The organism is Streptomyces sp. NPDC013157 (assembly GCF_042899865.1).
GTDB lineage: Bacteria > Actinomycetota > Actinomycetes > Streptomycetales > Streptomycetaceae > Streptomyces.
Genome location: NZ_JBIBAK010000002.1, coordinates 756,473 through 769,389, shown reverse-complemented (window position 1 = coordinate 769,389; position 12,917 = coordinate 756,473). Strand labels below are relative to the sequence as shown.

The 12,917-nt window shown below is 72.9% G+C and carries 14 protein-coding genes and 1 riboswitch; of the genes, 6 read left to right on the top strand and 8 right to left on the bottom strand.

Annotated features, from left to right (window positions below):
• Nucleotides 1–29 precede the first annotated feature (29 nt).
• Together ACFY6U_RS08840 and ctaD are read right to left on the bottom strand one after the other, a co-directional pair.
• The gene (locus ACFY6U_RS08840) at nucleotides 30–365 is read right to left on the bottom strand and encodes a hypothetical protein (protein ID WP_390036069.1); all 336 of its coding nucleotides are present in this window, start codon (nucleotides 363–365) and stop codon (nucleotides 30–32) included.
• Nucleotides 362–1,960 carry a cytochrome c oxidase subunit I gene (gene ctaD / locus ACFY6U_RS08835; RefSeq protein WP_390036067.1) on the bottom strand — a complete coding sequence of 533 codons (1,599 nt, stop codon included), beginning with the start codon at nucleotides 1,958–1,960 and terminating at the stop codon, nucleotides 362–364. The genes ACFY6U_RS08840 and ctaD overlap by 4 nt, the downstream gene beginning before the upstream one ends.
• Before the next feature lie 105 nt (nucleotides 1,961–2,065).
• On the opposite strand from ctaD, the gene ACFY6U_RS08830 reads away from it, so the two are divergent.
• A complete protein-coding gene (locus tag ACFY6U_RS08830; protein ID WP_390036066.1) occupies nucleotides 2,066–2,608 on the top strand; it encodes an RNA polymerase sigma factor in 543 nt (180 codons plus the stop codon).
• Entirely contained in the window at nucleotides 2,601–3,569 is a 969-nt protein-coding gene (locus ACFY6U_RS08825; protein WP_390036064.1) for a CU044_5270 family protein, read from the top strand. Before ACFY6U_RS08830 ends, ACFY6U_RS08825 begins: the two co-directional genes overlap by 8 nt.
• 3 nt (nucleotides 3,570–3,572) lie before the next feature.
• Here ACFY6U_RS08825 and ACFY6U_RS08820 read toward each other — a convergent pair whose 3' ends face one another.
• Both ACFY6U_RS08820 and ACFY6U_RS08815 read right to left on the bottom strand, forming a co-directional pair.
• Nucleotides 3,573–4,421 carry a bifunctional 5,10-methylenetetrahydrofolate dehydrogenase/5,10-methenyltetrahydrofolate cyclohydrolase gene (locus ACFY6U_RS08820; protein WP_390036062.1) on the bottom strand — a complete coding sequence of 283 codons (849 nt, stop codon included), beginning with the start codon at nucleotides 4,419–4,421 and terminating at the stop codon, nucleotides 3,573–3,575.
• Nucleotides 4,422–4,445: 24 nt separating this feature from the next.
• A riboswitch (ZMP/ZTP riboswitch) is annotated at nucleotides 4,446–4,528 on the bottom strand.
• 172 nt (nucleotides 4,529–4,700) lie between these two features.
• Nucleotides 4,701–5,069: a nuclear transport factor 2 family protein gene (locus tag ACFY6U_RS08815; RefSeq protein WP_390036060.1), complete on the bottom strand. Its 369-nt coding sequence runs from the start codon at nucleotides 5,067–5,069 to the stop codon at nucleotides 4,701–4,703.
• A gap of 172 nt (nucleotides 5,070–5,241) precedes the next feature.
• On the opposite strand from ACFY6U_RS08815, the gene ACFY6U_RS08810 reads away from it, so the two are divergent.
• Nucleotides 5,242–5,538, top strand: a complete 297-nt coding sequence (locus tag ACFY6U_RS08810) for a hypothetical protein (protein WP_390036059.1) — start codon at nucleotides 5,242–5,244, stop codon at nucleotides 5,536–5,538.
• A 71-nt stretch (nucleotides 5,539–5,609) separates the two neighbouring features.
• On the opposite strand, the gene ACFY6U_RS08805 is transcribed toward ACFY6U_RS08810, so the two are convergent.
• Both ACFY6U_RS08805 and ACFY6U_RS08800 read right to left on the bottom strand, forming a co-directional pair.
• Nucleotides 5,610–7,331 (bottom strand): ABC transporter ATP-binding protein, encoded by a 1,722-nt coding sequence (locus tag ACFY6U_RS08805; protein ID WP_390036057.1) that lies wholly within the window; start codon nucleotides 7,329–7,331, stop codon nucleotides 5,610–5,612.
• A 126-nt stretch (nucleotides 7,332–7,457) separates the two neighbouring features.
• On the bottom strand, nucleotides 7,458–8,039 hold the full coding sequence (locus ACFY6U_RS08800; RefSeq protein ID WP_390036054.1) for a rhodanese-like domain-containing protein: 582 nt from the start codon (nucleotides 8,037–8,039) through the stop codon (nucleotides 7,458–7,460).
• Between the two features lie 99 nt (nucleotides 8,040–8,138).
• On the opposite strand from ACFY6U_RS08800, the gene ACFY6U_RS08795 reads away from it, so the two are divergent.
• Entirely contained in the window at nucleotides 8,139–8,426 is a 288-nt protein-coding gene (locus ACFY6U_RS08795) for a metal-sensitive transcriptional regulator (protein WP_293991319.1), read from the top strand.
• A 133-nt stretch (nucleotides 8,427–8,559) separates the two neighbouring features.
• On the opposite strand, the gene ACFY6U_RS08790 is transcribed toward ACFY6U_RS08795, so the two are convergent.
• Both ACFY6U_RS08790 and ACFY6U_RS08785 read right to left on the bottom strand, forming a co-directional pair.
• On the bottom strand, nucleotides 8,560–9,309 hold the full coding sequence (locus tag ACFY6U_RS08790; protein ID WP_390036052.1) for a sulfite exporter TauE/SafE family protein: 750 nt from the start codon (nucleotides 9,307–9,309) through the stop codon (nucleotides 8,560–8,562).
• The gene (locus ACFY6U_RS08785; protein ID WP_390036050.1) at nucleotides 9,306–10,973 is read right to left on the bottom strand and encodes a rhodanese-like domain-containing protein; all 1,668 of its coding nucleotides are present in this window, start codon (nucleotides 10,971–10,973) and stop codon (nucleotides 9,306–9,308) included. The genes ACFY6U_RS08790 and ACFY6U_RS08785 overlap by 4 nt, the downstream gene beginning before the upstream one ends.
• A gap of 218 nt (nucleotides 10,974–11,191) precedes the next feature.
• Here ACFY6U_RS08785 and ACFY6U_RS08780 point away from each other — a divergent pair, with 218 nt between their 5' ends.
• Together ACFY6U_RS08780 and ACFY6U_RS08775 are read left to right on the top strand one after the other, a co-directional pair.
• The gene (locus ACFY6U_RS08780; RefSeq protein WP_390036048.1) at nucleotides 11,192–12,280 is read left to right on the top strand and encodes an S-(hydroxymethyl)mycothiol dehydrogenase; all 1,089 of its coding nucleotides are present in this window, start codon (nucleotides 11,192–11,194) and stop codon (nucleotides 12,278–12,280) included.
• Nucleotides 12,280–12,909 carry an MBL fold metallo-hydrolase gene (locus ACFY6U_RS08775; RefSeq protein ID WP_351496758.1) on the top strand — a complete coding sequence of 210 codons (630 nt, stop codon included), beginning with the start codon at nucleotides 12,280–12,282 and terminating at the stop codon, nucleotides 12,907–12,909. Before ACFY6U_RS08780 ends, ACFY6U_RS08775 begins: the two co-directional genes overlap by 1 nt.
• Nucleotides 12,910–12,917 lie beyond the last annotated feature (8 nt).

The window sequence follows — 12,917 nt, the reverse complement described above, 5'->3', positions numbered from 1 at the left end:
CCCGCGCCCCTGCGGGGGCGCGTCATCCCTCAGGCCGACAGTGAGATCAGGGCCGTTGACGCAAAGAGAGCACAGGCGAGGACGGAGCCGACGACGAGTCGCAGGCGTAGCGCCCGGTATCTCTGCTCGTACTCCTGCCTCAGTGTCTCCGCGCGTTGCGCCGTGCGCTGCCAGGATCTGCGGGCCATGGCCACGTACGCGGTCTCGAAATGCCGCTCAAGGTCGGCTCGCTGGGTGTCCGTGAGCCATCCGAAGCGGTCCGCGAGCCGAGCCGCCGCCCTCCGGGCCTCCTCCCTGGTCGCCGCCAGCAGCAGATGGCCCTCCACCTGGGCGACCAGTGCCCGTTCCTCCTCCCGTGCCGTCATCGCGTGGTCAGCTCCCGCTCCACGGCGGCATGGTGCAGGTCGAACGCCGGGGACTCGCTGCGGATCGGGGGCAGGGAGACGAAGTTGTGGCGCGGCGGCGGGCACGACGTCGCCCACTCCAGGGAGCGGCCGTAGCCCCACGGGTCGTCCGACTCGACCTTCTCCCCGTACTTGGCCGTCTTCCAGACGTTGTAGAAGAACGGGAGCAGCGACGAGCCCAGCAGGAACGAGAAGATCGTCGAGACCGTGTTGAGGGTGGCGAACCCCTCCACCGCCAGGTAGTCGGGGATCCGGCGCTGCATACCCTCGGCGCCCAGCCAGTGCTGGACCAGGAACGTGCCGTGGAAGCCGACGAACAGGGTCCAGAAAGTGATCTTGCCGAGGCGTTCGTCCAGCATCTTGCCGGTGAACTTGGGCCACCAGAAGTGGAATCCGGCGAACATCGCGAAGACGACCGTACCGAAGACCACGTAGTGGAAGTGGGCGACGACGAAGTACGAGTCGGAGATGTGGAAGTCGATCGGCGGGGACGCGAGCATCACGCCGGTCAGGCCGCCGAAGACGAATGTCACGAGGAAGCCCGTGGCCCAGAGCATGGGCGTCTCGAAGGACAGCGAGCCCTGCCACATCGTGCCGATCCAGTTGAAGAACTTCACTCCCGTCGGGACGGCGATCAGGAAGGTCATGAAGGAGAAGAAGGGCAGGAGGACCCCGCCCGTGACGTACATGTGGTGGGCCCAGACGGTCACCGAGAGGCCGGCGATCGAGATGGTCGCCGCGACCAGGCCCATGTAACCGAACATCGGCTTGCGCGAGAAGACCGGGATCACCTCGCTGATGATGCCGAAGAACGGCAGCGCGATGATGTAGACCTCCGGGTGGCCGAAGAACCAGAACAGGTGCTGCCAGAGCAGTGCTCCGCCGTTGGCCGCGTCGAAGACGTGGGCCCCGAACTTGCGGTCTGCCTCCAGGGCGAACAAGGCCGCCGCCAGGACCGGGAAGGCGAGCAGGACCAGTACGGCGGTCAGCAGCACGTTCCATACGAAGATCGGCATGCGGAACATGGTCATGCCCGGCGCACGCATGCAGATGATCGTGGTGATGAAGTTGACCGCACCGAGGATGGTCCCGAAGCCGGAGAAGGCCAGGCCCATGATCCACATGTCGGCGCCGGCCCCCGGGGTGCGCACCGCGTCCGAGAGCGGGGCGTAGGCGAACCAGCCGAAGTCGGCCGCCCCCTGCGGGGTGAGGAAGCCGCCGACCGCGATGGTGGAGCCCAGCAGGTAGAGCCAGTAGGCCAGCATGTTAAGGCGGGGGAAGGCCACGTCCGGCGCGCCGATCTGGAGCGGCATGATCCAGTTCGCGAAACCCGCGAAGAGCGGGGTCGCGAACATCAGCAGCATGATCGTGCCGTGCATCGTGAACGCCTGGTTGAACTGCTCGTTCGACATGATCTGCAGACCGGGGCGGGCCAGCTCGGCGCGCATCAGCAGGGCCGTCACCCCGCCCACGCAGAAGAACGAGAACGCCGTGACCAGGTACAACGTCCCGATCGTCTTGTGATCCGTGGTCGTCAGCCACTTGAGGTTCCTCATGCCCCGCCTGTGTCCGGGCTGTCCGCACCGGTCACACTGGACGGATGCGACGAGCGTCACGGAGACGGGTGTGACGATCGGGGAGGTGCCGGACAAGAACGGGACATGAGCAACGACGAGATCTTCGCCGCTGCCTATCGCGAGCACTACTGGGCGGTCAGCCGCTATGTCGCGCGGCGACTGGACGGGCGGACCGGCGAGGTGGAGGAAGTGGTGGCGGAGGTGTTCACGGTGGCCTGGCGCCGCCGCGCCGACCTGCCGGCGGCCCCGCTGCCCTGGCTGTACGGCGTGGCACGCAACTGCCTCGCCAACACGGTACGCGGATACGGGCGCCGGCGCCGGCTGGTGGACCGGCTGGGCAACGACGACACCGCGCACGGCCGGCACCTCGCGGCCGGCCCCGACAGCGAGCGGCCCGGCTCCTGGGTGCACGACGCACTCGCCCGGCTGTCCCCGGCCGACCAGGAGGTGCTGCGGCTGACGGCGTGGGAGGAGCTCGGCGTCGACGAGGTCGCCGTCGTCCTGGGCTGCGGGCAACGGGCGGCGGCGATGCGGCTGCACCGCGCCCGCCGCCGCCTCAGAGCCGAGATCGGCCGACTGCGCCCGCCCACCGCCGAGGCCCTTTCCGAGGAACACCGCCATGGCTGACGAACTCGACCTGCTGCGCGCCGCCGACCCGGTGCCCGCCGACGGCCCCCGCTTCGGCGACGGACCCCTCGACCACACCGCCGAGCGGCACCTCAACCGGCTGCTGCACAGCCCCCGCCCCGGCCGCCCGGCCTGGGCCCGTCCGCGCCTGCTGTGGGGGCTGACCGCGGCCGCCGTCGTGACGGCCACCACGCTGACCGTGCTGCTCGGCGGCTCCTCGGGCGCCCCGGCCGTCGCCGCGCCCCGGCCGCTGACCGTCCGCGCCCACTCCACCGCCGTACCGCTCGCCCAGGTCGCCAGACTCGCCGCGGTGGCCGCCACGGACGGCTCCCCGGCGCTGCGCCAGGGCACCCATGTTCAGTCCTGGAGCCTGGCCATGAGCGACGACGGGCCGCCGGTCACCCTGCCCGAGGAACGCGTGGTGCGGTGGCGGGCGGACGGCACGCACACCGAGGTGGTCGTGGCGACCGACCCGGACCACGCGGGCCGTCCCGTCCTGACCGACACGGGCCGGGTCGAGGACGGCAAGGTGCTCAGCCGGCAGACCTTCCCGCCGATGTGGGGCGACGCACCGCCCCTGTCCACACCTCCGCACGACCCCGCGAAGCTGCGCGCCTACCTCACCGACCTGATCCACAGCGACACCCTCACCACGTCCGAACTCCTCGACGCCACCACGGAGTTGCTGGACAACTGGACGCTCGGGGCAGGCGAGACGGCGGCCCTGGCCGACCTGCTCGCCGACGCGAAGGGCCTACGGGCCGCCGGCCAGGTCACCGACCGGCTGGGCCGCACCGGGCAGGCCTACGTCCTCGACGAGGGCACCGGCGGGCGGCGGATGCTGATCCTGGACCCGGCCACCGGTGCCGTACTCGGTCTGGAGACCACGTTCACCCGGGACGACCCCGAGTACGGGGTGCGGGCCGGGGACGTCATGGAGTACCGCGCCTGGCTGCGCTGACCCTCATGCCCCGAGCTGCCGGGCGGCGGCCGCCACCGTCTGCTCCAGCAGCACGGCGATGGTCATCGGGCCGACCCCGCCCGGCACCGGCGTGATCAGCGAGGCGCGCTCGACGGCGGTGCCGAAGTCGACGTCACCGACGTTGCCCTCGTTGTAGCCGGCGTCGAGCACGACCGCGCCCGGCTTGATGTCCCGGCCCCGGATCAGCCGGGGCCGGCCTACGGCGGCGACCACGATGTCCGCCTCGCGGACGGCCGCGGACAGGTCCCGGGTGCGGGAGTGGCAGTAGGTGACGGTGGCGTCGCGCGCGAGCAGCAGCATCCCGGCCGGCTTGCCCAGGATCGCGCTGCGGCCGACGACCACCGCACGCTTCCCTGCCGGGTCGACGTCGTACGCGTCCAGCAGGCGCAGCATGCCGCCGGGGGTGCAGGAGACGAAGCCCGGCAGGCCGAAGCTCATCGTCGCGAACGACGCGAAGGTCACGCCGTCCACGTCCTTCTCCGGCGCGATCGCCTCGAACGCGGCCCGCTCGTCGATGTGTTCGCCGACCGGATGCTGGAGCAGGATGCCGTGCACCGCCGGGTCGGCGGACAACCCTCGCAGGGTGGACACGAGTTCGGCGGTGGTCGTGGTGGCGGGCAGGGCCACGTGCCGGGAGGCGATGCCTGCCTTGCGGCTGCGGTTCTGCTTCATCCGGACGTAGGTGACGGAGGCGGGGTCCTCGCCGACCAGCACGGTCGCCAGACACGGCGTGACGCCGGTCCGTGTGGTGAGGTCGGCGGCCTTCTCCGCGGTCTCCTCGACGGTTCGGCGGGCGACGGCGGTTCCGTCGATGAGGCGAGCCTGGGTCATGCGGCGCTCCTGAGCTGGTTCGACCTTGATCGCCCAGGCGCACGGCAGCGACAGTGCGGACCGCTCCCCGGTGGTGCTCCACCTCAGCGCCAGTCACGGCCCGCGTTCAGGGTAACCGAGACGCTCGGCGTCTCCGGCGACAGTGCGCGGTCCGCAGCAGCGCCCGCAGCAGCGCGGTGCACGCGCGGGGCCGCGGGCGGTGGGCGTGTCCCAGCGTCGCCCGCGCCGAGAAGGTCCAGGTCAAGCGTGAGCTGACCTGGACCCTTCCGGTCCTTGCGACTACTCGTCGTCCCATGCCTGGATCATGATCTGTTCGGCGATCTTGCCGTCGCGGAGCGTGATCATCGACTCGGCGAGCACCCGGACCCCGTCCCCGTACTCGCAGGACTCGCTGAAGGCGGCCTTGTCGCCCTGGACGATGCACTGGTCCAGCCTGTGCGTCATGTCGCGGCTGTAGACGTCGTCCAGCAGCGCGGCGATGTCCTGGCGGCCGTGCAGGACCTTGGGGTGGCTGGGCTGGGTGTTGCGGTCGATGATGCGGATCTCGGCGTCGTCCGCGTAGAGCGCCAGAAGGCTGTTCCCGGTGTTCCCCTCTATGGCCCGGCGCAGCGTGTCGGTGTCGAACGTGGAACCCGTCGCGGTGCCCATGGTGACCTCCTGCGGGAGCCCGCGACCCGATGCGGAGCGGACCGCGCGAGCCCCTCACATCGAGCGTCCCCCGCACCGCCGGGCTCGGCAAGCGCAGGCGCACGCTCCGCCTTGCGGGTGAGGCGGACCGGCTGCCCGTGTCCGGCCCGGCGCCGGGGCCGTTGCTGAGGGCATGATCTCAACACGACGTATCGTCGCCGCCGTCGGCCTTGCCGTCGGGGTCACCGGCCTCGCCGCGCCGCTGGCGAACGCGGCCGACGCGAGCGCGCAGCACCCCGGGAAGCTCACCGCGCTCGGCGTGCTCGACTCGGTCTCCCGCAGCGACGTCCCGGCGGAGTACCGGGGAAGGATGCCGAAGGTCTCGGAGCAGGTACAGGGGCTGAACGGACTCCACAAGCTCGGCGAACTGCACCAGGTCACCGACCTGGCCGCGCCCGCCATGGGGCTGCTGCCGGGCATCGAAGCCTGACCGCGCCGCACACCGAGGGCCGTCCCGGCAGGGGGCGGCCCTCCTCGTTGCCCGCTCTCGGTGCTCCGCTCTCAGTGCTCCGAGGCCAGGAACTGCGTCGCCGCCAGCTCCGCGTACAGCGGGTCCGCCGCCACCAGCTCCCGGTGCGTGCCCACCGCGCGGACCCGGCCCGCGTCCATGACGACGATCCGGTCTGCCATGGTCACCGTCGACAGCCGGTGGGCGACCACCAGCACCGTCGTCGACCGTGCGACATCGGCGACGGTGTCCCGGAGCGCCGCCTCGTTCACCGCGTCCAGCTGCGAGGTGGCCTCGTCCAGCAGCAGCAGCCGGGGCCGGCGCAGCAACGCCCTTGCGATCGCGACCCGTTGGCGCTCCCCGCCCGACAGCTTGGTGCCGCGATGCCCGACCAGGGTCTCCAGCCCCTGCGGCAGCCGGGCGACCAGGCCGTCGAGCCGCGTCGTCTTCACCACCCGCGCGACCGCGTCCTCGTCCGCCTCCGGGTTGCCGAGGAGCAGGTTGTCCCTCAGCGACCCCGACAGCACCGGAGCGTCCTGCTCGACATACCCGATGGCCGAACGGAGCAGCGGCAGTTCCCAGTCGGCGACCGGACGGCCGTCGACGGCGATCGTGCCGGACTCCGGGTCGTAGAACCGCTCGATCAGTGAGAAGACGGTGGTCTTGCCCGCGCCGGACGGCCCGACGAACGCCGTCATGCCCCGCGCGGGCACGTCGAAGGTGACACCGTGGTGGACGTACGGCAGGTCGTCGGCGTAACGGAAGCGCACGTCGGTGAAGGCGACGGCGGCCGGTTCGGCGCCGGCGGACGGCAACTCGGCGCGCCGGGAGGGAGGTTCGGCGGGCAGCCGGAGCGCCTCCTGGATGCGGGCGAGCGCGCCGGCGCCGGTCTGGTACTGGGTGATCGCCCCGACGACCTGCTGGATCGGCTGCATCAGGTAGAAGACGTAGAGCAGGAACGCCACCAGCGTGCCCACCCCGATCGCACCGGTCGCCACCCGCGCCCCGCCCACCGCGAGCACGGTGATGAACGCCAGCTGCATCGCCAGCCCCGCCGTGTTGCCCGCCGCGGCCGACCACTTGGCGGCCCGCACGCTCTGCCGCCAGGACTCCTCGGCGGCCTCGTGCAGGGCGAGTTCCTCCCGGTGTTCGGCGCCGGACGCCTTCACCGTGCGCAGGGCGCCCAGCACCCGCTCCAGCGAGGCCCCCATCACCCCGACCGCGTCCTGCGCCCGGCGGCTCGCCCGGTTGATGCGCGGCACGATCGTGCCCACCACCGTGCCCGCCGCGCCGATCACGACGAGGGTGACGGCAAGGAGCACCGGATCGACCACCCCCATCATCACCACGGTGGCGAGCAGGGTGAGTCCCTCGGTGCCGAGTGCGACCAGCGAGTCCGTGGTGACCTCGCGCAGCAGGGTGGTGTCCGAAGTGATCCGCGCCATCAGGTCACCGGGTTCGGTGCGGTCCACCGCGCTGATCCGCAGCCTGAGCAGATACGACGACAGGGTGCGCCGCGCCCCGAGCACCACCGACTCTCCGGCGCGCCGCAGGACGTACGAACCCAGCGCGCCCACCCCGGCGTTGGCGACCACCAGACCCGCCATCGCGAGCAACTTGGCCGTGATGGAACGGTCGTGGGACAGGTCGTCGATCAACCCCCGGGCCACCAGCGGAAGCAGCAGCCCGGTCGCACCCGTCACCAGCGAGAGCGCCGCGCCGGCCAGCAGGGCCCAGCGGTGCGGCCGTACATAGGAGAGGAGCAGCCGGAGCACGGCGGGCTCCTTCCCCGGTGTCGTCGGAACTGCGTCTGGGGCGGTCACGGTGCTCCTCGTCCGGCGGCGGGCGGCGCCCTCCGACGTGCCCAGGCTACGACGGCCGCTCCCGGCACCGGGGCCCGGTCAGCTCCGGGCGGAACCGAGCTTCGCCAGGGTCGCGTCGAGGTCGGCCGGACGCGGCCGGTTGTGGGGCAGCTTCGAGAGGACCGCGGCCATCCCGCAGGTGTCGGTGAGCGCCGAGAACACCAGGCCGCCCGCGACCCCCGCCGACAGCAGGAGCCAGGCCGGGTGCAGCAGGCCGAGGCCCAGGCCCGCGAGGACGGCCGCCCCGGCGGTGAACCGCACCTGGCGCTCCATGGCCCAGGTCGCGCGGGACGCGCCGCGCGGCCGGTGCAGTTCGTGACCGCGCTCGGCCCAGCCGTGCGTGCCGCCGGTGAGGGTGGCCGCCGGGATGCCGTGTTCGGCGAGGAGTGCCCGGGCGCGCTCGGCCCGCGCGCCGGAGGCACACACCAGGAGCATCCCGCCGTCCGCGGCCCGGAGCGCGGGCAGGGCCCGGTGCAGCGCGTCCAGGGGGATGTTGTGGGCGCCGGGCACATGGCCGGCGGCGTACTCGCCGGGTGTGCGGACGTCGACGACGGTCAGCTCCGGGAGGCGGGCGAGGGCCTGGTCCGGGGTGAGACCAGGGTTCGGGGGAGTAGTGGTCATGGCGGATGCGATCCTTCCTTGCAGTGATGAAGTGATGAGCGGCGGGTTCGCCCGAGGGGCGGGTAAAATACCCCTACGGGTATGTGAGGAGTGGTGGTCGTGGAGCTTCAGTTCGAGGGCGACGAGCTCAAGTCGGTGCTGAACCGGCTGCGCCGGGCGCAGGGGCAGATCTCCGGCGTGATCAAGATGATCGAGGAGGGCCGCGACTGCGAGGACGTGGTCACCCAGCTCGCCGCCGCCTCGCGCGCCCTGGACCGGGCGGGCTTCGCGATCATCGCGACCGGGCTGCAGCAGTGCATCATCGACCCCGCCCGGAGCGGGGCGGACGGTGAGACGACCGAGCAGATGAAGGCACGGCTGGAGAAGCTGTTCCTGTCGCTTGCCTGAGCGGTAGCGCCCCGAAAGGGGCGCTGGGGGCACCCCCGGCCGAAGGCTGGGGGAGGAACTGCGGGACCAGCCACAACGGCGCCGCAGCCGACCGACGGCATATCGCGGCCCTTCCCGCGGAGCGCTCGGCGCGTCAGCTGACCGCGTCGGCCAGCATGAACGCGGCCACCGCGAGCAGCGCGTAGGCGAAGAGCCGCTGGAGGGTGCCCGCGGAGAGGCGGGCCGCGAGCCGTCTGCCGTCCCAGGCGCCGAGGATCGCGGCCCCGGCGAAGGGCCCCACGGCCGACCAGTCGACGCCCGCTGCCGCACCGGCGCGCGCCGCCAGCGCGGTGAGCGAGTTGACCGTGATGACCAGCAGGCTCGTGCCGATCGCGGCACGCATCCGCAGCCCCACGACGTTCACCAGGGACGGCACGGCGAGGAACCCGCCGCCCACCCCGAGCACCCCGGTCACCGCGCCGAGCCCGGCCCCGGCCCCGGCGACCCGGGACGCCCGTACGGGGCCCGGCCCGGTGACCGCGGTCGCCGCGGGCCGCAGCATACGCACCGCCGCCACGGCGGCCAGCAGCGCGAACGCCCCGGTCAGCAGCGCCGCCGGAAGATGCCGGGACAACACCCCGCCGACCGCCGCCGGCCCGAGGCCCGCCGCCGCGAACACCGCACCGGCCCGCCAGCGCACCGCGCCCTCGCGGGCGTGCGCGACGAGTGCGGTGGCCGAGGTGACCGTGACGACGACCAGGCTCGCGGTGGTGGCCGCGGCCGGGCTGAAGCCGAGCAGATAGATCAACGCCGGTACGGCCAGCACGCTGCCGCCGCCGCCCAGGGCCCCGAGCGCCAGCCCGGTGACGGCCCCGGCGCCGAGGGCGAGCAGGAGCGCGCTCATCCGGCGGTGCCCTCGGCGGTCACCGCGAGGCCTGCCGCGCGCCAGGCGGTCATCCCGCCCACGACGTCCACCGCGTCGAGCCCGCGGGCGGTCAGCAGCGCCGCCGCCTCCCGCGAGCGCCGGCCCGAGTGGCAGATCACGACGAGCGGGCGGTCCGCGGCGGCCGGCGGCAGCGGAGCCCCGGCCGCCAGCCCGGACAGCGGGGCGTGCACCGCCCGCGGCGCGTGTCCGGCCGCCCATTCGCCGGCCTCGCGGACATCCAGCAGGACGGCATCCGCGTCCGTGCGCTCCCGCGCCTCGGCCGGGGTGAGCCGGGCCATCGGCAACCCGGCCGCGCCCGCCGCCGCGAACCCGTCGTCCACGGCCACCACATCGCGCCCGGCCGCGTCGAGGAGGGAGGCGGCGACGGCGGCCCGCATCCCGCCCGCGCAGTGCACCCACACCGTGCCGCCGGGTATCTCGCCCAGCCGCTCCCGCACCTGGTGCAGGGGTATGTGGACCGAACCCCGTATGTGGCCGCCGGCCCGCTCGGTGTCGCGGCGCACGTCCAGGACGACGACGTCCTCCGTGCCGCGTGCGGCCAGGTCCGCGAAGGTGGCACGGGGGAAGGAACGGGGCCGCTCGCCCGCGCGCAGCCAGGCCTCGGGTGCGCCGGTGGCGGCCGCGGCCGGGCGGTCGATGCCCACGCGGATCAGCTCCCGCTGAGCGGCGGCGAGCTGGGCCGCCGACTCGGCGAGCAGCGTGACCGGCCGGCCCCAGGGCAGCAGCCAGGCCAGATAGGTGGCGAGCTGCCCGTCGGCCTCGAAGTTCAGGGTGCCCGAGACGTGTCCCTCGGCGAACGCCACCCGGTTGCGCAGGTCCACCACCCACTCCCCGGCGGCCAGCCGCGCCGCGATCTCCGCCGCGTCCGCCCGGCCCGGCGGCGTGAGGTCGACGGGGGCCGGGCCACCGGAGTTCAACGGGCCCATGTGGGCGTAGTAGGCGGGTACGTCGTCCAGTCCCGCCAGCAGCTCCGCGACGAACGTGTCGACGTCCTTGACCAGTGCCTCGTTCACCGCGCGCTCCCGGCCGATGGTGGTGTCCGGACCGGCGGCGTCCCCGGCCGAGCAGAAGCTGCCGAAGCCGTGCGTCGGCAGCACCGCCGTCGCGTCCGGAAGCTCGGCGGCCAGCCGGTGCGCCGAGGCGTGCTGCGCCCGCGCCAGCTCGCCGGTCAGCCGGGGCTCCACCAGGTCGGGCCTGCCGACCGTGCCGATCAGCAGCGAGCCGCCGGTGAAGACGGCCACCGCGCGGCCGGTCTCCTCCAGGACGTACGACGTGTGGTGCGGGGTGTGCCCGGGGGTGGCCAGGGCCCGCAGCGCGAGGCCGGCCTCGATCTCCAGCACGTCCCCGTCGGCCACCGGCACCCGCTCGTACGCCACCCGCGCCCCGGCCGGCACCACGTACGCGGCCCCGGTCAGCCGGGCCAGCTCGAGGCCGCCGGAGACGTAGTCGTTGTGCACGTGCGTCTCCACGACCTGCGTGAGCCTGACCCCGCGCCGGGCGACGGCCGCCAGCACCCGGTCGACGTCGCGGGGCGGATCGACCGCGACGGCGCCGTGCGCCCCGCCCGCCAGATAACTGCGGTTGCCCAGTCCGGGCACCTCGATGGTGTCGACGAAGGACACGGCAGCACACTCCTCTCCTCGATCCCCCTCGTGAATTACCCCCGGGGGTATGTGGGCCACCGTAGCAGAGGTACCCCCGGGGGTATATGACAGAGGTGGTGGCAACACGAACGGCGGTGGCAGGGGAAGATCCGCGGCGGTCGATGCGTGCCGTCGCTGATCGTTCCCGCGTAGGGTCGGAGGCCAGCACGTCAGCAGAGCGACGAAAGGGCAGGCCCATGGCGCAGGAAGTACGCGGCGTGATCGCACCGGGCAAGGACGAGCCCGTGCGGGTCGAGACGATCGTGGTGCCCGACCCGGGGCCGGGCGAAGCCGTCGTACAGGTGCAGGCCTGCGGGGTCTGTCACACCGATCTGCACTACAAACAGGGCGGCATCACCGACGAGTTCCCCTTCCTGCTCGGCCACGAGGCCGCCGGGGTGGTGGAGTCGGTCGGCGCGGGCGTCACGGACGTCGCGCCCGGTGACTTCGTGATCCTCAACTGGCGTGCCGTGTGCGGGGCCTGCCGGGCCTGTCTGCGCGGGCGGCCCTGGTACTGCTTCAACACCCACAACGCGAAGCAGAAGATGACCCTCGCCTCGACCGGCCAGGAACTCGCCCCGGCCCTCGGCATCGGCGCCTTCGCCGAGAAGACGCTGGTCGCCGCCGGGCAGTGCACCAAGGTCGACCCGGCCGTCTCCCCGGCGGTCGCCGGGCTGCTCGGCTGCGGGGTGATGGCCGGCATCGGTGCCGCGATCAACACCGGCAACGTCGGCCGGGGCGACTCGGTCGCCGTGATCGGCTGCGGCGGGGTCGGCGACGCGGCGGTCGCCGGGTCGAACCTGGCGGGCGCCGCGAAGATCATCGCCGTCGACATCGACGACCGGAAGCTGGAGAAGGCCCGTTCCCTGGGCGCCACCCACACGATCAACTCGCGCGAGAGCGACCCCGTCGAGGCCATCCGCGGCCTGACCGGCGGCTTCGGCGCCGACGTCGTCATCGAGGCGGTCGGCCGCCCGGAGACCTACCGGCAGGCCTTCTACGCCCGCGACCTCGCGGGCACCGTCGTCCTGGTCGGCGTACCCACCCCCGAGATGAAGCTGGAACTGCCGCTCCTCGACGTCTTCGGCCGCGGCGGCGCCCTCAAGTCGTCCTGGTACGGCGACTGCCTGCCCTCCCGGGACTTCCCCATGCTGATCGACCTGCACCTCCAGGGACGGCTGCCGCTGGACGCGTTCGTCACCGAGACGATCCAGCTCGACGAGGTCGAGAAGGCGTTCGATCGGATGCACGGCGGCGACGTGCTGCGTTCGGTGGTGGTGCTCTGATGACCACGCGCATCGAACGCCTCGTCACCTCCGGCCAGTTCACCCTCGACGGCGGCACCTGGGACGTCGAGAACAACGTCTGGATCGTCGGCGACGAACGCGAAGTGATCGTCATCGACGCCGCGCACGACGCCCGGGCCATCGCCGAGGCGGTCGACGACCGCGTACTGAAGGCGATCGTCTGCACCCACGCCCACAACGACCACATCGACGCGGCGCCCGCCCTCGCGGACCTCACCGGCGCCAAGATCTGGCTGCACCCCGACGACCTGCCGCTGTGGAAGCTCACCCACCCCGACCGCGATCCCGACAACCACCTGTCCGACGGGCTGGTCATCGAGGCCGCCGGCGCCGACCTGACCGTGCTGCACACGCCAGGCCACGCCCCCGGTGCCGTCTGCCTCCACGACCCCGGCCTGGGCGTCGTCTTCACCGGCGACACCCTCTTCCAGGGCGGCCCCGGCGCGACCGGGCGGTCCTACTCGCACTTCCCGACGATCATCGACTCCATCCGGGACAAGCTCCTCACCCTCCCGCCGGAGACGAAGGTCCTGACCGGACACGGCGACCCGACCACCATCGGCGCCGAGGCACCCCAGCTCGCGGAGTGGATCGCCCGGGGACACTGACCCGCACG